Source organism: Methanohalobium evestigatum Z-7303 (assembly GCF_000196655.1).
Taxonomy (GTDB): Archaea; Halobacteriota; Methanosarcinia; order Methanosarcinales; family Methanosarcinaceae; genus Methanohalobium; species Methanohalobium evestigatum.
On sequence record NC_014253.1, the window covers coordinates 2,195,640 to 2,217,390 of the forward strand.

Here is a 21,751-nt window from a genome sequence, read left to right on the forward strand (position 1 = left end):
TGCAATTATAGTTTTAGATAATCATGTTAGTTGTTTTGTCAATCGGTGGATCTATAATTGCAAACGACCTCGACCCGGAACGTTTCGTTTTTTATAAAAACGCTCTCAGTAAACTATTGCCAGACCATCAGCTGGTAATCGTAACGGGCGGTGGTAAGGCAGCAAGAGATTATATTAATGTAGCACGCAGTGTGGGTTCAAATGAAGTTGTGTGCGATTTTATAGGGATAGAGATAACCCGCTTAAACGCACAACTTCTGATATCAGCGTTTGGTGAAGATGCATATCCAGAACCCCCACGTACCTATAAGGAAGCAAAACTTGCTCTTGCATCCGACAAAGTAGTAGTTATGGGTGGTGTTGTTCCCGGCCAAACCACGGATGCAGTTTCTGCAATTCTTGCAGAGTACCTAAATGCCGACTTTCTGGTGATTGCAACTTCGGTGGACGGAGTTTATTCTAAAGATCCGAGACAGGACCCCAACGCAAAGAGATATGAGAAATTAAGTGCCAAGGAATTGGTTGATGTAGTCATCTCAACAGAGATTAAAGCAGGTTCAAAATCACCAGTTGACCCATTGGCTGCCAAAATAATAGAAAGATGCAAGATGCCCACTACTATAATGGACGGCACTGATCCGGGTCAGGTAACAGACCTTATTATGCAGGAAAACCTGAAAACCGAACCTGTAACAGGGAAGCATCCGGGAACACGAATTATCTGTGATTAATCAGTATGATGCCGATTCTGGATGCGTCTTTTTTATTCCCTCTTTTACACCTTTAACAACTGTATCGGTAATTTTTTTCCCAAAATCTGTGTAAGATCCTGCGTATTCTATGTACGGACTGGAATTTTTGTTCTGTTTCTGATAAGCAACCACAACAGCATCTGTTGTAGTACCCAGAAAATCGTAACCCATTTTCATTAGTGCAAGACCTTTTGCCTCTGTTGCTGTGATTATCGCACCTGCCATTGCACCTTCTGATAATTCAGCATCAACAACAAGTATAATATTAATTGTACCAGGATAGTAGCCATCCAATCTGTATACAGAGGGATGAGTTATACCTGCTGTTACAAACGTTGTAAGATTATCATCGGTTTTTATGCACAGGTTTTCCATCTCAACTGCGGTCAAAAGCCCAAAATATGGTTTGTAAACTTCATTGTATTCTGCAACATTATCCAGATATTGTACTGGGTCTTTGAATTCAAATCCATTATTTACTTCATGGTTGAATATGGATTTTACATACCCACGACCACCATTAATTCCTGTACTAAGCCCTTCAAATTCTCCTGAAATTATCAGTGTGGAGTTTTTGGTGCAGTATTTCATAAATATCACTGGTTTTAGGTCGATGATGATACAAACACAAACAGAAATTATAATTAATTATCTGTCAAATACTGTATCCATGATAGGTATATCTTCTTATGCATTCCATGACCTTCCTCTGTCAGAAGCACTGGAAAACATTGAAAAACTTTCCAAAGGTGCGGAGATATTTTCCGAAGGTTTCCATGACCTTCTCAAAGACTCTGAAACACCTTATTCCTACAATCTTGAATATACTGTCCATGCTCCCAATACAGACCTTAATATTGGAAGTATCAGAGAACCTATGCGTAAAGCAGGGATGGAATTGATACAGGGAATGGTTGATATATGCAGTCAGATAGATGCCAGAGTTCTGGTTGTTCATCCCGGATATTTTACATATTCGTGCGATATCCCTGATGCAAGGGTATCTTTGAAAAAATCACTTTTAGAACTTGAAAAAATAACCGATGGAACTGATATAAAAATCTGTGTTGAAAATATGCCAAGTGACTGGAATTGTTTCCTTTTCCAGTATCCAGACCTTGACCTTGGAAACAATGGATTTGCTCTGGATGTGGGGCATGCCAATACAACACAGACATTAGATAAATTTTTAGAATACAATATATCCCATTTTCATATTCATGACAACACGGGTAAAAGTGATGAGCATCTATGGGTGGGTGCAGGAAATATTGATTTTAAAGGAATGAAGGATGTTTTGAAAAAAAACAGTGGTATGAAGGTTCTTGAACACCGGAGCAGGGATTATGTGGAAAAAAGTTTGAAAGCTATAAAAGATCTTGATATAAAGTAAGATAATTTATTTATATTATCCTTTTCAACTTATAATTATGAGCCATCTGGATAATAAAGTATTCAAAGCACTTGGTTGCTCCACCCGTCTGCAAATGCTTGAAATTCTGAGCGATTCTGAAACTCATATAACAGGGATGGCTAAAAAACTGGGGATTTCAGTTCCTGTTGCAGCAAAGCATGTAAAAATACTTGAAGAAGCAGAACTTGTTAACCGAAAAAGGTTTGGTAAAACTGATATTTTAAAAATAAACACCAGTAATATATATACGATACTGGACAGATTTGCACCAACAAAAAGTGTGGATGTTGACAAAGGAACAACACTGCTCGATGCTTTAAAAAAGGTATCGGCAGTAGAGGTCAAACAAATTGGAGACAGGGATGCTGTTGTCGCTACTGATGGTGATAAAGGTTTCTATGTTTATGAAGTGGATGGTACCTTTTCTGACAAAACAGTAAATGAATGCACTTTTGATAAAGATGCTACAGTTAAATGGAAAAAACTTGAACCAATCACTAAAATGAAACTGAATATAAACATAAAAAAGGAATAAAAACCTCTATTTTTAACCAGTTGTTTTAATAAATATCATATTCAATAAAATCACAGGTGAATTTTTAGCAATGGAAAGCCTGCAAGATGTACCCCGTATAGGGGATAAAACAGCCCAGCGTTTTATAGGTCATTTTGGAAGTGAGGAAGCCGCACTTAATGCTATTTTAAACGGTGATATTGCCAGTATATCAGAAATTGAGGGAATCGGTCAAAAATTTGCAATATCACTGGTACATGAAACACGCGGTATTATCGATGGAGTAACATTGACTGATTTTTTGAAAACAAATGAAGCAGTTAATATTTATCAACGGTTACTTGATGTAATAAAACAGTTTGCAAATACCGGATACGCCAGAGATAAACTCCATATTTACATCCCGTATCCATCCAGTAAAATAAATTTGATAAAACAAATTCAGGATACAGTTAACTATTATAGAAAAACAGCAGATGTGTTTGGAAAAGATGATAAATTCCTGAAAATGTTGTCCCATATTAAACCCCTGAAGTCAAATTATCCTTCAGGAAAAATCAGAGACCGAACTATTTTAACAACTGATGAAAATGTTTATGCGAATCTAAAGAAAAAGTATGGATCTTTTGTAGATATCCAGATTGTTACCGATTCTTCTGAAATGCTTGATATAGCTCGCGGGTATTCACATGCAATAACTGATGATTATCTGGATGTTGACTATTCTGAAGATATGGAACTGGAATATGTAACCGACCTTGAGAAATTGCAGGACTGGCAGATAATTCCTGAAAAAGAGATTGCATTCTATGCCAAAAACCTTCCAGCGATTGATAATTCTCTTGATGTAATCCAATGTCTACGTTCAAATGATTTCAACTTCTTTGAGCAGATGGATAATAAAGACCTTGAAATTCTTAAAGAGACACTTGAATTGATAGATGAAAAAGGGGATGTTGCAACAGGAACAGACCCTGAAATCGATAGATTGAGCAAAATCCATGAACGTATATATGAGACTGTATCAAAAACGGTAGAGTATGCCAATGCAAAGCTGGATAAGTGCCTGGAAGAGAGTAAAATGACACTCAGCGGTCAGGACATGCTCAGAGTCATGAACGGCAGTATGGAAATCCAGGACCTTATGAGAAAAGAAATCTATCAGTCCTACCAATCAATCCTTGAGGAAGCAAAAGACAGTATCACAAATGAATTAAAACTTGAGAAACAGGAAAAACTTTTTGTTGATTCATTGTTCCCAGATGAAATATCCTATCCAATAGAAATTGATGATAGCCAGGTTAACGCATTGAAACAGGATATTGTCCGCAGAATTCAGAAGAAAAAGGTTGATCACAAAAGGCAAATTTCAAAGACTCTGCATGAATATCATGATATAATCAGGGAACTGGTCTATTCCGTACTGGATTTTGATGTAGGTTTTGCTATCGGTAGATTTGCAAGAGAGTATAATCTTGAAATGCCCCAGTTGATAGATGGTGCAGGAATAGGGTTTGTTAAGGGGAGTAACCTGTTTCTACAATCCAAATACGGTGATGTTACCCCGATTGATTATTCACTGGGAAAAACATCTCAAAATAGCGATAATAACCGACATGTATTGTTAAGTGGAGTGAATTCAGGTGGAAAAACATCTATGCTGGAACTACTTGCACAATGTGTTATACTTGCCCATATGGGATTTCCAGTTCCTGCAAATGCTTCTGAAATTGGGATTACAGATGGACTCTATTATTTTGCCAAATCTAAGGGTACGCTTGATGCAGGGGCGTTTGAAAGCTCCCTTACAGATTTTTCAGTAGTTGCAGATAACTCGAGTAAAGTGGTTCTTGTGGATGAACTGGAATCCATCACAGAACCGGGAGCTTCCGCCAAAATTATAGCTGGAATACTTGAAACATTATCAGAAAACGAAAAAAGTATGTCTGTATTTGTATCCCATCTTTCAGAACTGATTATGGAAAACACACAGTGCGATGTCAGGGTTGATGGAATAGAGGCAGAAGGTCTTGATTCTGAACTGAACCTGATAGTGGACAGAACACCGAGACAGAATTATATTGCAAAAAGTACACCGGAACTGATTGTAGAAAGGCTTGCAAGGAAAGCAAGCGGAGATGAACAGGCGTTTTATAAAAGGTTGAAATATAAATTTGATTGATATTTACAACATTCCTTTTGTACTCTTGATACTTTCTCCTTCTACAACAGTAGCACGTTTCATTGCATGAGCAAATGCCTTGAAAAGTGCCTCGATTTTGTGGTGGTCGTTGTCTCCGTAAACAGATGCATGGAGGTTCATGTTTGCGTTCTGGACAATTGATTCAAAAAAGTGTCTAACCAATTGGGTGCTAAAATATCCCACATACAGGGATTCAAATTCTGCGTTCATTACCAGATAACTGCGACCGCCGAGGTCAAGTACCACATCGGCAAGAGATTCATCCATCGGTATACGGGCTTCACCATACCTTGCTATTCCTTTTTTATCTCCCAGTGCGTTGTCTATTGCCTGCCCCATGACAATACCGGTATCCTCTATAAGATGATGTTCATCCACTTCAAGGTCTCCGTTTGCACTGATACTTAAATCAAAACTGGAATGTTTTGCAAAAGACGATAGCATGTGGTCAAAGAACCCGATTCCTGTATCAACCTCTGCTTCTCCACAACCATCAAGGTTGAGTTCTATTTCAATACTTGTTTCACCGGTTTCTCTTGATATGTTAGCAGTTCTCATAAAATACCTTTATAACTTTACTTTACTTACAATTTTTACCTTTAACTGCATCAATTGCATCTGCAAGTTTAAATTTGTTTTTATAGAGTGCACTTCCTACAACAACACCCGATGCACCAACATTTTTGATTGTAAGAAGGTCGTCTATACTGGTAACTCCTCCAGAAGCAATAACAGGAATTGTTACTGATTCAACAAGTTCTTCAATGGGTTTTGTTTCTGTGCCCTGCATCAATCCCTCTGTATCAATATTTGTAAATAGAATACTCCCTGCACCAAGGTTTTCGAATTTGATACCCATGTCAACAGCGGTAAATTCGGATTCCTTTGTCCATCCTTCTACTGATATCTTACCTTTTTTAGAATCCAGTGCAACCATTACACTTTTGCTTCCAAATCTTTTAGCCAAACCTTTTATCAGTCCGGGGTTTTCAAGAGCAGCAGTACTCAATATGACTCTGTCAACACCGATATTCAAAAGCTGTGCGGCATCCTCTTCGGAACGGATGCCTCCACCGACCTGTATTACCACATCCTCGGTTTTGAATTTATCCACGATATTCTGGATAATAGGAGCATTTTTACGCTCACCCTCGATAGCACCGTCAAGGTCTATAAGGTGGAAAATTCTAGCTCCCTTGTTGTACCAGTCCACTGCGGCTTCGACAGGGTCATCGAGGCATACAATTTCACTACCGGGAACACCCTGTACAAGCTGAACACATTTTCCTTCTCTAATATCGATTGCAGGTATGATTTCAAAACACATAATATGTCCTCACGGCATCAGACGTTCAATTGGTACAACAAGGATGTCTCTTGCACCTACCTCTTTTAGATTGTTAACTGTTGTAAAAATCATATCAGAATCTACTACTGCGTGTACTGCAAGTGTAGAGGATTCTGATTCAACTTTCATCACAGTAGGTCCGGAGAGACCTGGAAGAACCTCCTTAACCTCATCCAGTGAATCTTTTGGTACGTTCATCATCAAATACCGTTTCCCTTCGGCGTTGAGTACACTTTCAAATGCAGTTTTTATATGATGTATCTTATCTTTTCTTTTTGCACTCTGGTGGTTTGCAATCATATATACAGAAGACGAAAAAACCTTTTCCACGGGTTTTAGATTGTTCAGTACAAAAGTAGTGCCTGAGCTTGATATATCTACAATGGCGTCAGCGACTCCTATATAGGGTGTCATTTCACAGGCACCGCTTACTTTGATGACCTCTATGTTTATGTTCTTGCTGTCAAAAAATTTCTTTGTTATATTTGGAAACTCGGTTCCAATTTTCATACCTTCAAGCTCTTCTACAGATTCTATTGATGAATCTTCAGGAACAGCAAGCATAAGGTTTGATTTTCCGTAATTCAAATCAAGCATAAGATCAACATCAGCATCGGTTTCTGAGACAAGGTCTATACCAGTAATACCGATGTCTGCAGCTCCATCCTGTACATATTCAGGTATATCTGCGGCTCTTGCAAATAAAAAAGAAATTTCTGGATCAGTAGTTGTTCCAAAAAGCTTTCTCTCCCCTCCGTCAGATACAGGGAGTCCAGCTTCTTTAAGCAGTTTCACAGTTGGTTCATTTAGGCGTCCTTTGTTTGGTATAGCGATACGTATCATAAGGGAATCCTCTGGAATAATGACAAATTAACTATTTTTTAAACTACACTTATAGCATATAGGTTTCACGATTTCTGCCTATCAAAATTTGCTGATAATTTAAATACAAAACAACAGGTTGTGTAGGAAAATTAATGGTCGTTGTTTAAATGCTGATCAATCTGGCTCTTAAATTTATATATGTCCATTGGTTTTGATATATATCCGTCACAACCAGCATCAATAAAACGTTTTTTATCGCCCAGCATCGCATGAGCAGTCAGGGCAACGACCGGTATGTTCATGGTTTCGGGGTCATTTTTCAACTTTGAAAGCAGTTCGAGACCATCCATTTTCGGAAGTTGCATATCAAGCAGTATCAAATCGATTTTTATGTTTTTTAATTTTTCAAGGGCAATATACCCATCTTCTGCTTTTGTGACATTGTATCCGTAGGATTTTAGCAGGTCAACTGTTAATTCCATATTAAATACGTTATCCTCAACCACAAGAACATTAACATCTGAATTTGACATCTATATGTACTTGTTTTTTTATCATACAAGTTTGTTTTTGTTTTGTTAGAAATATAATAAGGCGAAAAGGATAAGTAATATTATGTGTATGAAAGTAGGTTGCACGCCAAACCTGACCCGCCTTAACTCAGTGGAAGAGTGCGCGGCTGTAGTTAGGACCATGTGACATCTGTCACACATACCGCGCAGGAACCGCGATGTCCCCAGTTCGAATCTGGGAGGCGGGACTTAACCATTATTAATAGGTTTTACAAAAACAGTTATATATTAGAAAACACAATTAGATGTGCTTTCAGATAACAAAGTGTTCGGATAGTGTAGTGGCCTATCATGGGGCCCTGTCGAGGCCTCGACTCGGGTTCAAATCCCGGTCCGAACGTAACTTTTTCTGCTTTTTATAATTCAGTGATGATGGTCATTGTTGTTGATAAAATCCCTGATGTTTTGATGAGTATGTTCATGTATATGAAGATGGATGTGTCCGTTGTTGGTTTCTATTGTTTTTGTAAGTTCTTCGATAGCCTCATCAATGGATAACAGCAGAGTGTCGCAGTCGTATCCAAAAAATCCCAATACTTTGAATAATTTGAATACACCAGAGGCTTCCAGATTGTTTTCTTTTAAAACAGTAGAATCTGAAAATATTTCTCTTGGGAAACCCTGAGCTATAATTTTGCGGTTGAGAACATATACCCTGTCTGAAAGCTGGGGTAGAGCGTTAACATCATGTGTTACCATTATTATAGTAATACCCTGATTTTTGTTTAGCTTATTAATAAGCTTAATTAACTCTTTCCTGCTTCTTGGGTCAAGATTGGCTGTTGGTTCATCGATTACCAGTATTTTAGGTTTCATTGACAGTACAGATGCCAGTGCAACCTTTTTCTTTTGACCATAACTTAGGTGGTGTGGAACTTTGTCCTCAAATCCTTCAAGCCCTACAATAGATAGTGCTTTTTTTACTTTTTCATCCACTTCTTTATTTTCAAGCCCCATGTTCAGTGGACCAAATGCAATATCATCATATACAGTGGGCATGAAAAGCTGGTCATCAGGGTCTTGGAAAACGATGCCGATTTCTCTTATTCTCTATTCAATAGCCATTTCTGAAATGTTTTTTCCAAAAATTGACACGTTGTTATTCTGGCTTTTTAAAGTACCATTAAGATGCAGAAAAAGAGTGGTTTTTCCCGCCCCATTGGGACCTAAGATAACGGTTTTCTCGCCTTCTTCAATTTTAATATCAATACCGTCAAGAGCTTTTGTTCCATCGGGATATGAATAGTTTAAATTAGTAACATCAATGGCATTTATCATTGTAACAACACCACGGGGAATATATGTAAAACGACTGCAAAACTTATAATTAAAAATGTTATCAGGTATCTTTGGTTTTTATATTGAATTTTACTATTGTATTGGGGTTTCCTGTATATCCTTTGGAAAGCATAGCCTGATATACTCTTTGAGCCCTTTCATAACTTTTAACAACAAGCATTCCTACGGATTTTCCGATTTTTGACATCGAAGAAATGTTTAAACCAGGTTTAAATCCCTTGGATGTCATTGCAGTCCACATCCTCTGGAATTCATCAAGGAAAACAAATATGTAACGATAGGTAAACATAAGCATCTGTATCAGAGGATTTGGGATTTTTAGCATATGTAACGCTTTGATTGTGGTATCAAACCTCATTGTTCCAAGCATTGTAAATACCAGTAGAATTGCTGTAAAAGCTCTAACAGTAATAAGAAATCCATAGGTAATCCCTTCATGGGTCACTGTTATGTTGCTAATATTTACCAAAACATCACCATTAACAGTAAAGGGCATTATTATTAGAAAAGGAAGAATGAATAGGGAAACCCATTTAACATGGTTGAATATAAACTTAAAAGGCAGTTTTGAGATAATAAGCAGTGTGAAAGTAATCACATTTTTAAATGGTTGACCATAAAAACAGCATGCATATAAATTACTGATTACTTTTTCTGTAGGTTAAATCTACAGCCAATATTAATGGTTATTAGGTGTAAAAGAAAAAATAACTAATTTGTGTATATACAGTATTGGTTGAACAAAATCAATGTTGTAGGATATTAAGGTAAAACCTTGGAGATATCGAAAGTTTTTCTGGTATAAAAATAATAAACTTTTTATTATAATAAGTATTATTATATAATTAAAAACAATCAATTAAAGCAATTAAAGGTTGAAATTGAAATATTTGGAAACAAATACAAAACAACGGTAGATTACTTCTACAAAATACCTACCCAGGTGATTACATGGAACAAAACGAAGAAGAATGTCCACCAACGTGCTCTTATTGTCCCTATACCTTTGGAGCTTCTGTACTTTGCCCTTTTAATTATTGATTTTGTTTTTCACAATTAAAATCAGACCAATGTATGTATGTATTGTCCAGCTAAGTTTTATCGTATTTTGTCGATTGTATAAGCTAAAAAATTTAGAACAGTAATTAACTATTTTATCCACAATACCAGACATATTTATAAAAGTTATATGTTATAGGAATTAATTTAATATACAAAAATTGTAGGAAGTAAATTGATTACTCAATAAGCATATGGCCCTAAAAGATAGGTTATTTATTACATCTTTTTAAAATCAATTCCCCACCTGATTATACCGGGTGCCACATTCCCACATCTTCGATAATAAACAGTCTCCAGACCAAGTGTTTTAGCACTATCAATAAAATCAGGGATTTCAGATTCTGGTTTAAAAGTATAAAAGTGAATAAAACCTTTACTTTTTACAAATTCTGCTATATACAAAAGGATGTTGTCCATACCATATGGAGTAGGAACAATAACCCTATCAAAATCATAACTGTTAAGGAATGTAGATATATCTGTAACATCCTTTTGGATAAGTGTTATACTATCTTTCACTTTATTCAAACAGACATTTTCCTGCAACCATTTAAAAGCTTCGGGGTTTTTTTCTATTGCAACGGCTTTAAAACCATAAAAAGCCGCAGGAATAGCAAAAGGACCTACTCCACAAAAAGGAATCAGAATTTTTTCGTATGGATTTATCTTTGCAATCAACCTTTGCCTCTCATAAGAGAGACGATTATTAAAAAATACTTTACCTACATCGAATTTGTAACTAAAACCGTGTTCCCTGTGGGTTGTTATTGTTTCATTCCCGAATAAAATTTTAAAATCTGATGTTCTTTTATACCCATCTACTTTATTCGTTTTATTAAGAATTGTTTTTACATTCCTGTGAACTGCTGTAATAGCTCGGGCAATATCAAATTTATAAGTGTCAAGTTCATAGGGTATTGATACCACTGCTATATCCCCTATGATATCAAAACGTTTTGGTACATTACCAAGTAAATGTTCAGGAACCTTATTTTCCAGTTGATTTCTAAGATTCATGGATAACTTCAGAAGTCAATTGCCATATTTTTCAATTCTAATAGCTGAAACCTTGCCATCAATTTCAGTATATGTTACTTTCAACTTTTTACCCATAACGATTTCGGTTTCCACTATTGTAAAATTTTCAACCCCAAAACCTGCCTGGTTACCTATTTCATCTTCATAATAGCCTTCTGCATCTTCAATAGTTACCGCAAATTTATCACCTTTTTCATTTACAGCTGTAACGTTACCAACTACATAACCTGATTCATCATCGATTGAAAACAATGAATATGAAATCAATGCAAGAGAAAAAGCCAATATTAAAATGATAATAAAAATCAGAACTGTATTTTTTCTAATATTATACCCTCCATAAAACTATAAACTACAAAGATGCCGACCAAAATATCATTAACGATTTGACTTATCAGCAACATATGAGAGATAATATGTTCTTCTTAAATAAGAATAACGATACTAAAAAAAGGAAAAAGGAAGAAATCCGGTTCTGGAGCAAGGTCAGTAATAGTTATGATGACTGGATTGAACATGGTTTTAAAGAGCAATATAAAGCTTTCAAATCAAAAATTGCATCATACACCCAATCTGGAGATAGTGTACTGGAAATTGGAACAGGTACCGGAGAAATAGCATTCTATATTGCACCTAAATGCAAAAATGTGACAGGCATTGACATTTCACCCGGAATGATTGATATTGCCAGAAAGAAAAACACTGAATCAGGATATAATAATCTTAGCTTTCAGGTGGAGGATGCCTATAACCTTCCTTTTGACAAAAATGAATTTACAAAAATTGTCAGCTGTAATGTACTCCAGACCATGAAAAACCCGTATAGATCAATTCAGGAATGCGGGAAAATATTGGATAAAGGTAACGAATACTTAAGTATTACCTATTGTTTTGGAGATTCCAGTCTATTTGAGCAGGTCAAATTGATAAAATGGGTTATACACTATGGGAAACCGAAATACTGGCACAATTTTAAATCCGATGAACTTGTTAACCTTTTCCAAGAGGCTGGTTTTGAGATAATAGAAAAAGATTGGGTATGGGAAAAACCTGCTGTTTTATTCCTGAGGTCACGGAAAATGTAATACATTATTCTCTTAGATTTACTGGTGTCAACTTTTTCTCAATCATTGCCAGTAAACTGTCACTTGCAAGTGCGAGTAATATTGCAGGTATAGCACCTGCCAGAATTCTATCAATGTTAAAACTCACAAGTCCTTCAAAAACCAGCTCCCCCAGACCTCCACCACCTATAAGTGCAGTCAGTACCGCTATACTGTTTGCAAGTAGTGCTGAAAACCTGATACCTGCAAATATGGCTGGATAGGAGTTTGGAAGGCGGATATAACGGTTAATCTGCCATCTGGTCAATCCTACACCATGTGCATAGTCAATAAGTGATGGGTCGATATTTAAAAGACCAATATATGTATTTTTTATAATCGGCAACAACGCCCTTACAAGGATGGCTATCAATGCAGGTGTAAACCCAATTCCTATAAGAGGAACAACAATAGCTACCACTGCAAAACTCGGTACTGCCTGTAAAAGGTTGGATACTTTCATAATCCAATTCGCCAGTTTTTCACTTTCTACTGATATGAAAGCAAGAGGTATAGATATAACAATACTTGCTATTAAAGTCAAATAAACAAGGGTTACATGCTGGAGAGTAGCATTTGCAATGGTTTCCAGAGTTACCATGTTTCATACCTCGAGTTAAGCCTTTTTTCAACCATACCTGCAAACCCATCAAGTATAACCGCAAGCAATCCTGTCCAGATACCGGCAAGAAGAATCGTATTAACCTCATAAAGCTGGATACCAGTTTGTAACGTTGTTCCAAGCCCTCCAGCAGCAATCAACCCCCCGAGAGTAACCAGACCCATGGTAAATACCAGTGCTATCCGTATTCCACCTGCAATAAGGGGCAATGACATAGGTATACGTATTTTAAATAATATTTCTCTGGATGAGAGTCCAAGAGCTCGAGCAATATTAATGTATTTTCTATCCACACCTTTCAATCCAGTATATGTATTCCTTGTAATAGGAAGCAGGGAATACAGAATTGATGCTATTATAGTGGGAAGAGTTCCCATTCCTGCTATAGGTAAAAGGATTACAAGAAGAGCGATATCAGGTGTGGTTTCAAAAATATTTAATATGTTTAATACTGGATTTGAGAGTTTTGAATTGTAATAGATGGTAATACCCAGAACCACCCCAATGACAGAAGATATAAAAAGTGCTATACTAAACATATACAGGTGTTCAATGGTTCTCATGGTCAGTGAATTTGTCTGCCAGACCTGAATGATGTCATTTAAAACCCCCAGCAATATTCCACCTTCAATTTGGATTAGATAAGTTTTAAAAAAACTTCATTGGATAAAAGAAGTCCTTTAGGAGTGTCGCCATTGAAAACTACCGCAAAAGACTCATTTTTGTTTTTTAGCTCGGAAAGAGCCGAAGATACTGAATGCATAGGTGAAAACGTTGTTGATGATTGTGCAACATCCTGTAATTTTTCGTCACCTTCATATTTTAACAAATTCACCATTTCTACTGTTCCCATGAAATCAGAACCATTATAAACCAACCCCAATTCTATATTATTATCAGTCATTCTGGTTACAGCATCATTAATCTTTATATTTCCATCAAAAATATACTTGTTGTCCATTGGGGACATCAGGTCTTTTACATTTAGAGTATCCATGTGTTTGAATTTATGGTTACTGTCCACAATATCAGATACAAGTTCGTTTACAGGGTTAAATATCAAATCTTCAGGTTTTCCAATCTGTATAAGGTTTGCACCATCCATAATCGCAATTCTGTCACCAAGTTTGAACGCTTCTTCAATATCATGAGTTACAAAAACTATCGTTCTTCCAAGCTCCTGTTTTATCCTGCAGAATTCATCCTGCAACTGTCGCCTTAATATCGGGTCAAGTGCTCCAAATGGTTCATCCATCAGCAAAAGCGGGGGGTCCATTGCCAATGCTCTTGCAAGCCCTACTCTCTGCTGTTGACCACCACTTAACTGGTTGGGGTATCGGTACAGGAATTGTTCAGGAGGCAAAGATACAAAATCCAGCAAGGTTTTAACCTTGTCTATTATTTCATTATTTGACCAGCCCTCAAGTTTTGGAATGAGACCTATATTGTTCCTTATTGTCATATGAGGGAACAAACCAATGTCTTGGATTACATAACCAATATTTCTTCTCAATTTTACAGAATCAAACTGCATGATATCCTGATTGTTTATAAAAATCCGTCCTTCATCAGGTTCTATTAACTGATTTATCATTCTAAGGGTGGTAGTTTTTCCTGAGCCGCTTGGACCTATAAGAATCAGTAATTCCCCACCATGGATTTCAAGGTTTAAATCCTGAACTGCAAAACTGTTATTGTATTTTTTTGTTATGTTTTCAAGTTGTATCGAATCTATCCGGTCAAAAAGTTTTCTGGATGGCATCTGATTCACTATTTTTGAAAAATTTAAAAATAAAAAGTCAACCAAAGGTCGACATTAATTATTTTCTTCTATCAAACCCCTGTTCTCAAGGAATTGCCTTGCAATGTCTTTTGCTTCTTTATTCTCTACATCATACTGGTAATTCAGGTTTCTCATGGTTTCCTGGTCTATAGTATTATTCAATTGTCCGAGAGTATCCATTACATCTGGATGACTGGATGCAAAATCACTTGTCATCAGTGTTATAGCATCATAGGGTGGAAGTGCTCCTTTATCATCTTCAAGAACCCTGAGCCCAAACTTTTCATTCTTTGTGTCGGTAGTATATGCAGATATAGCATCTACTTCATCATTTTTGATGGATTGATACATAATAGATGGAGCACCCTGTTTGTAATCTTTGAATTCAAAACCATATACCTCTTTTATACGTGGGAGCCCATCTTCTCTGGTGGCAAATTCCGGGTCTGTCCCGATTACCATATTTGACGCGTAACCTTCAAGTTGGCTCAGTTTTGTTATATTATGCTCTTCTGCCCAATTTTCATCTACTGCAATAGCATAAGCATTTTCAAAACCCAATCGATTTGCTATTTTTACATTATCTTCCTGCATAAGACCTTTTTTGGTCTCTTCATATATCATCTGGGGGTCCCAAGTATCAGGTGACGGTTTTTTAAGTATCTGGCTGTAGGCTGTTCCTGAATATTCAACATAGGCGTCTATTTGTCCCTGTTTCAGTGCTTCATAATTAACAAACGTTCCCCCAAGTCCTTGTTCTACTTCGGTATTATATCCATTATCCTCCAGTAATATTGAAAGCATATGAGCAAGTATATAGGATTCCTGGAAAAGTTTGGAACCTATTACAATAGTTTCATCAGAATTTGGATTACTGTTTGATTCATTTGTTTGAGGATTCTGTGCACACCCACTCACCATTATAGCGGTAATGAGCATAAGTACCATAGCAATAACTTTCCATTTCATTTGTTGTTCCCCACAAGTATAGAACTATTGAATTAGTTCTTAATAGTTTTCAATCCCAAATTGTGCATAATCGGTAAAAAGATTTGTTATTTATATGCAATAACTTCCTATTTTTATTGGTTACAAATAAATAAAATTTTTAATTTAAATGGTTTTCATTTATATATTTTGAAAACATTTTGGTAATTGAGGCGAATCAGATGGACGATACATTAATAGATCTGATTGAACGCGCCAGATATTACGAGCAGTTCGATAATTTCGATCGTGCTCTTGATCTGGAATAAAAATGCATATAAAAAGGTTGGCCATTCATCCCCTCAGAATTAATATGTACCAACCTTCTTTTTTTTATATGCAAATCTTTTCAAATCCCACAGGTCATCTCCCGCAATTTTTCACCAAGCTTGATATTTTCAGTATAATCGACTTCCACATCAAAAACCCAGATTCCCCCATTTTCCAGTGCATATTGGAGTTTGGAGGTTAATTCATCAGCTGATTCTATTTTAACCCCGTTCACCCCAAAACTTTGAGCCATCTGGACAAAATCCGGATTGGAAAAATCGATTCCGTAAGATGTTTTGAATTTTTCAAGTTCATTCCACTCAATCACCCCATATTTGGAATCGTTAAATATAATAACAATCAGGTCAGTGCCAATCCGTTTTGCAGTTTCCAGTTCCTGAACGTTCATCATAAATCCGCCGTCTCCTACGACTGCAACAACATTTTTTTCAGGATGGACAAGCTTTGCAGCAATAGCTCCCGGAAGTGCAAAACCCATTGAAGCCAGTCCATTGGATATCTGAACTGTGTTTGGTTTATATGCAGGAAACAGTCTGCCCACCCATAGTTTATGAGCCCCCACATCACTGATAAGTATGTCATCTCTGTAAAGACGGTTCCTTATATCATATAAGATTCTTTGCGGTTTCACAGGGAACGAATTATCATTCCTGTAGGACAATAACTCGTTTTCCATCGTCTGTTTAAGTTTTGCTATTGATTCGGGTACACCCTTTTCAGATGTACAGTTTTCTGTCAGGCGATAAAGAGAATGTTTTAAATTACCTATAAGTGAACATTCGGGAAGATAACTTGAATCTATTTCCGGATGGCTATTATGAATATGTATTATCTTTTTTGAACCATCAGGATTCCACAGACGCGGACTGTATTCAACAGGGTCTACACCTACACAGATTACAAGATCTGCTACATCAAATCCACACATAAGATAATCTTTTCTTTGAAGCCCGACGGATCCGATATATAAGTCATTGTCTGTAGGAATGTTACCTTTACCCATGAATGTGGTTGTTGCTGGGATTTTTAACCTGTTTACAAACTTTTCAAGCTGTTCAGCAGATTGTTCCCTTGTCACCCCATTTCCTGCAAGAATTAAAGGTTTATTCGATTGTTCAATTAGTTCAACAGCTTTTTCCAATTCATTTTCATCATGTTCACTTTTATGGGAATACATTTTCTTTTGAAGGGGAGTTTCCAGTGTATCTTCAATTGCTATATCCTCAGGTAATTCAACATGAACTGCACCGGGTGCATCACAGGCTATGTCAAACGTTTTTCGTACAATTTCAGGTATAAAATCCGGACGGGTTATTTTTCTGTTCCAGTTTGTTATGTTTTTTAATGTATCAACAACGTTGATGTATTGGTGAGCCTCTTTATGAGTCTTCTCCAGTGATGCCTGTCCGGTTACTGCTACCAATGGTGCCCTGTCCAGATAAGCATCAGCTATACCTGTCATCAGGTTGGTAGCGCCCGGTCCAAGTGTAGAAAGACATACCCCGGGTTTATGGGTCAGCCTCCCATAGACATCAGCCATAAACGCCGCACCCTGTTCATGTCTTGTTACAATGAATTTTATACTTGAATGTGAAAGCGAGTCCATTAGGTCAAGGGTTTCTTCACCTGGTATTCCGAACACATATTCAACCCCTTCATTTTCCAGGCATTTGACAAAGAGGTCACTAGCTTTCATTCAGTACACCTTCATGGATTTGATATTCATGAATTCATAAAAACCAAACCTTGAAAGTTCTCTACCTACACCACTCTTCTTAATTCCGCCAAAAGGCAACCTCGGGTCGGATTTTGTAACTGAATTAACAGAGACATTGCCTGCTTCTATATCCCTTGTCAGTCGTACCGCTTTTTCACGGTCTTCTGTCCAGATGTTTGCACCCAGTCCGAATTGGGTATCATTGGCTTCTTTTATAGCTTCCTTCTCACTGCTGACAGTAATAATCGGAGCAACCGGACCGAAAGTTTCCTCTGTAATTACTCTGGAATCTTTAGATACATTGGTAAGAATCACAGGTGAGTAATAGAAACCTTTACCTTCAGTTTTGCCACCTTCAAGTAACACTTCTGCACCCTTTGAAACTGCATCATTTACCTGTTCTTCAATCAATTTTATCTGTTTATCAGATACAAGTGGTCCTATATCGGTATTTTCATCCATCGGGTCTCCTATTGTCAGGTTTCTGGTTGCGTTTACAAATTTGGAAATGAACTCATCTGCTATACTTTCCATGACAATAAACCGCTTTGCAGATACACAACTTTGACCTGTATTGGTAAAACGACCGGCTGCAGCAGCTTCCGCCGCCTTATCAAGGTCTGCATCATCCAGTACTATAAACGGGTCGCTTCCACCAAGTTCAAGTACACATTTTTTTATGTTCTTGCCGGCTTCTTCTGCTACATTCCTGCCTGCTGATGTACTGCCTGTAAAAGATACCCCTGCTATTTCATCTCTTCCTATCAGTGATGAGGTGGATTTCCCATCAAGAAGCAGTGTCTGGTAAACTCCTTCTGGGAATCCGGATTCTCTGAATACCCCCTCTATTTCCAGTGCACACATGGGTACATGACTGGAATGTTTAAGAAGTATTACATTACCTCCTGCAAGTGCTGCTGCACCTACGCGTAATGCCTGCCAGAAGGGGAAATTCCAGGGCATAATAGTAAGAATTGTTCCGAGTGGTTCAAAAACAATACCAGAAGTTTCTGCATCTGTATCCACAAATTCAGGCTCTATATACTGCTTTGATTTTTCAGCAAAATGTTCAAGAACCCATGCACATTTTTCAATTTCGGATTCTGACTGCCTTATAGGCTTACCCATCTCCTTTGTAATGGTTGGAGCAAGCTCCTCTTTCCTTTCCCGGAGTTTAGCCGCAGCATTGTTCAGATATTCAGCTCTTTCAGAAACATCAAGGTTTTTCCACTGTTCAAAAGCTTCATTGGATTTTTTTAATATCCCGTCAACCTTTTCCTGTGAATAATAATTGTATTCTTTATTTACCTTTTCCGTAGCGGGATTAATAGATACTATTTTATCCATATTATTTCCTCCTTAATCTAATTATCAATGGTTTTAAACCAGCCAAATAACAGGCTAAAAAATTATATCTGGAGGTATCTCTATGTTCCAATTGTGAAATACCCAATCTCCTGATACAATATAAACTACAAGACCTAGAAGCATTTATTGATTGCAAACCTTACCTCCAATCTCCCCCTTTTAGCCTGCAACCGGTATTTTATGAACAGGCTGTTTGTCTGATATGTTTCTCCTATTATAAAAGAGATGTTTTTAATCTGGGTTTCAATATTTTTTTGTTATTCAATCGGTTAATACATCCCAAAAGATAAAATTTATTTCTTTTGTAAAAAGTTTATATGAATCCAGTGAATCAACAGGAAAAGCAAAAGCACCGCAAATCCTGAAAACAGGATGATTATAAAAACACATATATCAGATCCACAATTTAGTGTGTTTTTAAGAATTTCTACCACACGACCTATAATAGACAATTTGAACATATGTAACTCTCCCCCTACAAAGATACTATCAGTTACATATCATCCTGTTATATTTTGCATAGTTTATAAATCCACTCCTTCCACTGATTTAGACTGATAACATGTCAAAAATTTTTAATATTCTTTCATTGTTTTTTTATTCATAAACTCATAAAACCCAAACTTTGACAATTCCCTACCTGTACCACTATCTTTGACCCCTCCAAAAGGTAATTGTGGTTCTGGTTTGAGGACTGAATTAACAAACACCGTCCCTGTATTCAACTGCCTGCCAATACTGTGAGCTTTTTCCTCATCTTGACTGTATATAGTTGCACCAAGCCCATAACGTGTATTATTGGCAACTTCAACGGCTTCTTCATCATTTTTAACGATAATAATCGGAGCCACTGGACCGAAAGTTTCCTCTGTAATTACTCTGGAATCTTTAGATACATTGGTAAGAACCACCGGTGAATAATAGAAACCTTTACCTTCGGTTTTGCCACCTTCAAGTAGCACTTCTGCACCCTTTGACACTGCATCATTTACCTGTTCTTCAAGTAAACTACGCTGTTCATCCCTTACAAGTGGACCCAGTTTTGTATTCTCATCCATGGGGTCACCATGTGTATAACTTTTCATCGCTTCTACAAACCGGGATGTGAACTGCTCTGCAATACCTTCTTCTACAATAAACCGTTTGGCGGATATGCAGGTCTGTCCTGCGTTCATACACCTGCTAACAGCAGCAGCTTCCGCCGCTTTATCAAGGTCTGCATCATCCAGTATTATAAACGGGTCGCTTCCACCAAGTTCAAGTACACATTTTTTTATGTTCTTGCCGGCTTCTTCTGCTATACTCCCACCTGCGGATGTACTGCCTGTAAAAGATACCCCTGCTATTTCATCTCTTCCTATCAGTGATGATGTGGATTTCCCATCAAGAAGCAGTGTCTGGTAAACTCCTTCTGGGAATCCAGATTCTCTGAATACCCCCTCTATTTCCAGTGCACACATGGGTACATGACTGGAATGTTTAAGAAGTATTACATTACCTCCTGCAAGTGCATGTGCTGCAAAACTTATAGCTTGCCAGAAGGGGAAATTCCAAGGTTTTATACTTAAAATTATACCAAGAGGTTCAAAATAAATTCCACAGTTTTTTGCATCAGATTCTACTGGTTCAGGTTGCATTAAATTTTCTGCGTTTTTTGCAAAATAATCAAAAGTGACTGCACATTTTTCAATTTCTCCCATTGACTGTTTTATTGGTTTCCCCATTTCTTTTGTGATAACTGTTCCAAGTTGAGATTTGCGTTTTCTCAAAACATTTGCAACTCTGGAAAGATAAATTGCTCTCTCTGAAACTTTGAGATTGCTCCATTCCAGAAAAGCTTCTTCTGATTTTTTTAAAACCTTATCCACTTTATTCTGTGAATACAATTCATATGTGCCATTTATCTCTTCTGTTGCGGGGTTAATGGATGTTATTGTTGTCATGAATTTACCCTCATTTTTAAATACCTGGTTTCCTCAACTCTCAAATTTATCTGCACAAACTAAAGCACTTTCCCATCGCAAAAATTAATCTGTATATCAATATACCCGAAATTGCTGTCCACAAAGGAAGTATAGAGTTTATACTGTAATCGTCACCAAAAATTAGTACAGATACTCCTGTAAACAAAACTAATACTTGTGATATTCTTATTCGTTTAAAATCCAGTCGTTTAATATTTAAATCATCAAAAGAACAAATTCCAGAAATTGTGAAAATATGCAGTAAAAACAATAATGATACAATTAAAATAACCAATACGTTTAAAGTTGCAGGTGTTTTTAATACAACATTTCCATTGAATATAATTATTACAGCCGATATGATAAGAGAAATAATTGTAAAATATCGATTATTTTTGTTGGGAAAATCCATGCTGCCATCCAGAAAAAAGACCAGTGATGTAATAAGAATAAATATCAATCCTCGCTGATAGGTAATCCATATGCCTAATCCTATTACAACCAATGAATCCAGAACACCAGCATACCTTCCACTTGTTCTGTTTATAACACGCAAAATCAACAATATCCAGACCAGATCAATGATATCCGGTGAGTGGGTAATCAATGAGGATATTAAAATAAAAATTATTCCTGCAGAAAATAAAGCAGATAACTCGTTGTCAGGGTCGAGTTCTCTTGCCAGTGCCCATGAAAGAAAGACCGATATTCCCGATTTTATCGCCTGCAAAATACTATCATACAGTGAGTAATTATTCAACGCATAAATAACAACACCGGTTATTATAGCTGCAATAACCAGAATAAGCATTGCAAAATTTTGAGGATAAGTAGGGTCTATTGAGCGTACAACCCCACTAAAGTTACCAGGTTTCATTATTTTGTTAGA

22 protein-coding genes, 2 tRNA genes and 1 pseudogene are annotated in these 21,751 nt (G+C 36.9%); 7 read left to right on the top strand and 18 right to left on the bottom strand.

From position 1 onward, the window contains the following. Window positions 1–23: 23 nt before the first annotated feature. On the top strand, window positions 24–731 hold the full coding sequence (pyrH, locus tag METEV_RS11075; protein ID WP_013195603.1) for a UMP kinase: 708 nt from the start codon (window positions 24–26) through the stop codon (window positions 729–731). Here pyrH and METEV_RS11080 read toward each other — a convergent pair whose 3' ends face one another. Continuing rightward, the gene (locus METEV_RS11080; RefSeq protein WP_013195604.1) at window positions 732–1,343 is read right to left on the bottom strand and encodes an adenosylcobinamide amidohydrolase; all 612 of its coding nucleotides are present in this window, start codon (window positions 1,341–1,343) and stop codon (window positions 732–734) included. Here METEV_RS11080 and METEV_RS11085 point away from each other — a divergent pair. The 3 genes from METEV_RS11085 to METEV_RS11095 all read left to right on the top strand — a co-directional run bounded on the left by METEV_RS11085 (window position 1,330) and on the right by METEV_RS11095 (window position 4,862). Beyond that, window positions 1,330–2,145 (top strand): sugar phosphate isomerase/epimerase family protein, encoded by an 816-nt coding sequence (locus tag METEV_RS11085; RefSeq protein WP_232216860.1) that lies wholly within the window; start codon window positions 1,330–1,332, stop codon window positions 2,143–2,145. The two genes, METEV_RS11080 and METEV_RS11085, sit on opposite strands and share 14 nt — an antisense overlap. A 37-nt stretch (window positions 2,146–2,182) precedes the next feature. Continuing rightward, window positions 2,183–2,701, top strand: a complete 519-nt coding sequence (locus METEV_RS11090; RefSeq protein ID WP_013195606.1) for an ArsR family transcriptional regulator — start codon at window positions 2,183–2,185, stop codon at window positions 2,699–2,701. A gap of 70 nt (window positions 2,702–2,771) precedes the next feature. After that, entirely contained in the window at window positions 2,772–4,862 is a 2,091-nt protein-coding gene (locus METEV_RS11095; RefSeq protein ID WP_013195607.1) for a MutS-related protein, read from the top strand. Between the two features lie 3 nt (window positions 4,863–4,865). Here the strand turns inward: METEV_RS11095 and hisB are convergent, their stop codons facing one another. The 4 genes from hisB to METEV_RS11115 form a co-directional block, all read right to left on the bottom strand. After that, window positions 4,866–5,441: an imidazoleglycerol-phosphate dehydratase HisB gene (hisB, locus tag METEV_RS11100; protein WP_013195608.1), complete on the bottom strand. Its 576-nt coding sequence runs from the start codon at window positions 5,439–5,441 to the stop codon at window positions 4,866–4,868. A 22-nt stretch (window positions 5,442–5,463) separates the two neighbouring features. Beyond that, on the bottom strand, window positions 5,464–6,210 hold the full coding sequence (gene hisA / locus METEV_RS11105) for a 1-(5-phosphoribosyl)-5-[(5-phosphoribosylamino)methylideneamino]imidazole-4-carboxamide isomerase (protein WP_013195609.1): 747 nt from the start codon (window positions 6,208–6,210) through the stop codon (window positions 5,464–5,466). 9 nt (window positions 6,211–6,219) lie between these two features. After that, window positions 6,220–7,074 carry an ATP phosphoribosyltransferase gene (gene hisG, locus METEV_RS11110; RefSeq protein ID WP_013195610.1) on the bottom strand — a complete coding sequence of 285 codons (855 nt, stop codon included), beginning with the start codon at window positions 7,072–7,074 and terminating at the stop codon, window positions 6,220–6,222. A 131-nt stretch (window positions 7,075–7,205) separates the two neighbouring features. Continuing rightward, the gene (locus tag METEV_RS11115) at window positions 7,206–7,589 is read right to left on the bottom strand and encodes a response regulator (RefSeq protein ID WP_013195611.1); all 384 of its coding nucleotides are present in this window, start codon (window positions 7,587–7,589) and stop codon (window positions 7,206–7,208) included. 116 nt (window positions 7,590–7,705) lie between these two features. Here METEV_RS11115 and METEV_RS11120 point away from each other — a divergent pair. Both METEV_RS11120 and METEV_RS11125 read left to right on the top strand, forming a co-directional pair. After that, a tRNA-Tyr gene (locus METEV_RS11120) sits at window positions 7,706–7,816 on the top strand. Between the two features lie 79 nt (window positions 7,817–7,895). Continuing rightward, a tRNA-Asp gene (locus METEV_RS11125) sits at window positions 7,896–7,968 on the top strand. A 23-nt stretch (window positions 7,969–7,991) separates the two neighbouring features. Here METEV_RS11125 and METEV_RS12900 read toward each other — a convergent pair. From METEV_RS12900 to METEV_RS11145, 4 genes and pseudogenes are all read right to left on the bottom strand, one after another. Then, window positions 7,992–8,906: pseudogene (locus tag METEV_RS12900) on the bottom strand (energy-coupling factor ABC transporter ATP-binding protein). Between the two features lie 61 nt (window positions 8,907–8,967). Continuing rightward, a complete protein-coding gene (gene cbiQ, locus METEV_RS11135; protein ID WP_013195612.1) occupies window positions 8,968–9,525 on the bottom strand; it encodes a cobalt ECF transporter T component CbiQ in 558 nt (185 codons plus the stop codon). Window positions 9,526–10,205: 680 nt separating this feature from the next. Then, window positions 10,206–11,006, bottom strand: coding sequence for a class I SAM-dependent methyltransferase (locus tag METEV_RS11140; protein ID WP_013195613.1), 801 nt, complete (start codon window positions 11,004–11,006; stop codon window positions 10,206–10,208). Window positions 11,007–11,021: 15 nt separating this feature from the next. After that, complete coding sequence (locus tag METEV_RS11145; RefSeq protein WP_013195614.1) at window positions 11,022–11,312, bottom strand: hypothetical protein; 291 nt, start codon at window positions 11,310–11,312, stop codon at window positions 11,022–11,024. A gap of 119 nt (window positions 11,313–11,431) precedes the next feature. On the opposite strand from METEV_RS11145, the gene METEV_RS11150 reads away from it, so the two are divergent. Continuing rightward, window positions 11,432–12,112, top strand: coding sequence for a class I SAM-dependent methyltransferase (locus METEV_RS11150; protein WP_083810132.1), 681 nt, complete (start codon window positions 11,432–11,434; stop codon window positions 12,110–12,112). Between the two features lie 4 nt (window positions 12,113–12,116). Here METEV_RS11150 and METEV_RS11155 read toward each other — a convergent pair whose 3' ends face one another. The 9 genes from METEV_RS11155 to METEV_RS11190 form a co-directional block, all read right to left on the bottom strand. Beyond that, window positions 12,117–12,731, bottom strand: a complete 615-nt coding sequence (locus METEV_RS11155) for an ABC transporter permease (RefSeq protein ID WP_013195616.1) — start codon at window positions 12,729–12,731, stop codon at window positions 12,117–12,119. Further along, window positions 12,725–13,369: an ABC transporter permease gene (locus METEV_RS11160; RefSeq protein WP_013195617.1), complete on the bottom strand. Its 645-nt coding sequence runs from the start codon at window positions 13,367–13,369 to the stop codon at window positions 12,725–12,727. Before METEV_RS11160 ends, METEV_RS11155 begins: the two co-directional genes overlap by 7 nt. Window positions 13,370–13,389: 20 nt before the next feature. Next, on the bottom strand, window positions 13,390–14,514 hold the full coding sequence (locus tag METEV_RS11165) for an ABC transporter ATP-binding protein (RefSeq protein ID WP_013195618.1): 1,125 nt from the start codon (window positions 14,512–14,514) through the stop codon (window positions 13,390–13,392). 54 nt (window positions 14,515–14,568) lie between these two features. Further along, window positions 14,569–15,504, bottom strand: a complete 936-nt coding sequence (locus METEV_RS11170; protein WP_013195619.1) for a glycine betaine ABC transporter substrate-binding protein — start codon at window positions 15,502–15,504, stop codon at window positions 14,569–14,571. A gap of 367 nt (window positions 15,505–15,871) precedes the next feature. After that, window positions 15,872–17,509 (bottom strand): acetolactate synthase large subunit, encoded by a 1,638-nt coding sequence (locus METEV_RS11175; protein ID WP_013195620.1) that lies wholly within the window; start codon window positions 17,507–17,509, stop codon window positions 15,872–15,874. Next, window positions 17,510–18,877: an NAD-dependent succinate-semialdehyde dehydrogenase gene (locus tag METEV_RS11180; RefSeq protein WP_013195621.1), complete on the bottom strand. Its 1,368-nt coding sequence runs from the start codon at window positions 18,875–18,877 to the stop codon at window positions 17,510–17,512. It lies immediately after the preceding gene. 314 nt (window positions 18,878–19,191) lie between these two features. Continuing rightward, window positions 19,192–19,359, bottom strand: a complete 168-nt coding sequence (locus METEV_RS12460; RefSeq protein ID WP_013195622.1) for a hypothetical protein — start codon at window positions 19,357–19,359, stop codon at window positions 19,192–19,194. A 114-nt stretch (window positions 19,360–19,473) separates the two neighbouring features. Next, on the bottom strand, window positions 19,474–20,841 hold the full coding sequence (locus METEV_RS11185) for an NAD-dependent succinate-semialdehyde dehydrogenase (RefSeq protein ID WP_013195623.1): 1,368 nt from the start codon (window positions 20,839–20,841) through the stop codon (window positions 19,474–19,476). A gap of 46 nt (window positions 20,842–20,887) precedes the next feature. Then, complete coding sequence (locus METEV_RS11190; protein WP_013195624.1) at window positions 20,888–21,739, bottom strand: hypothetical protein; 852 nt, start codon at window positions 21,737–21,739, stop codon at window positions 20,888–20,890. Between the last annotated feature and the right edge of the window lie 12 nt (window positions 21,740–21,751).